Consider the following 669-nt stretch of genomic DNA (forward strand, 5'->3'; position numbering starts at 1 on the left):
TCCCCCGCCGGCGGCAGTTCGGTCGCCCCCACGGACCAGAACGGATGGGCGGGCAGGCTCAGCCTGTCGGGCAGGGTGTCGTGGGTAATGCCATGCCACTCCCCCATGGACTGTTCGATAAAGCCCGGCTCGACCTGCCATTCGTGGGGGCCATATCCGGCTTCCTGAATGGCGCGGGCGGTCTGCTGCGTCCGGCACAGCGGGGAGGTGAACCACAACGCCGGACGCGGCAGGCGATGGGCCAGGGATTCATACATCCGCCGCTGGGCCACCAGGCTGTCCGGGCACAGGGGCACATCCATCGTGCCATACAGGTGCATGCGGGCATTCTGTTCCACCAGGGCATGGCGGATAAGCCAGAAGCGGGTAATCCCCTGCTGCAACTGCGGGGTATCGAGAAAATTGCCGTGATTGTTCTGGGTTGTCACACGCGAAATCCGTCTGGAAAGAAAATCATCACCTGTCAGGCGGGCAGGATGGCCCGCGCCTGCCAGCCACGTGGCAGGTAGGTCTGCACCGGATCGGCGCTGTCCAGCCGGGACCAGTGCCGCAGGATCAGCCCCACCTTGTCAAGAATCCGGCCCACGTTCCCGGCCTCCCGGCGCAGGCGTCCGGTGGGGTCCATGCCCTCATGCGAGGGCTCGCCCGAGACGAGCCGCGCCCCGGCGG

2 protein-coding genes are annotated in these 669 nt (G+C 66.7%); both read right to left on the reverse strand.

Annotated features, from left to right (window positions below):
* Positions 1-428, reverse strand: a 428-nt coding sequence (locus tag JCM25156_RS19425) for a histidine phosphatase family protein (protein WP_025814466.1), incomplete at its 3' end; no start/stop codon positions are given.
* A gap of 35 nt (positions 429-463) precedes the next feature.
* A partial coding sequence (locus tag JCM25156_RS28320) for a hypothetical protein (RefSeq protein ID WP_025814468.1) occupies positions 464-669 on the reverse strand: 206 nt, incomplete at its 5' end.

The organism is Komagataeibacter kakiaceti JCM 25156 (genome assembly GCF_000613305.1).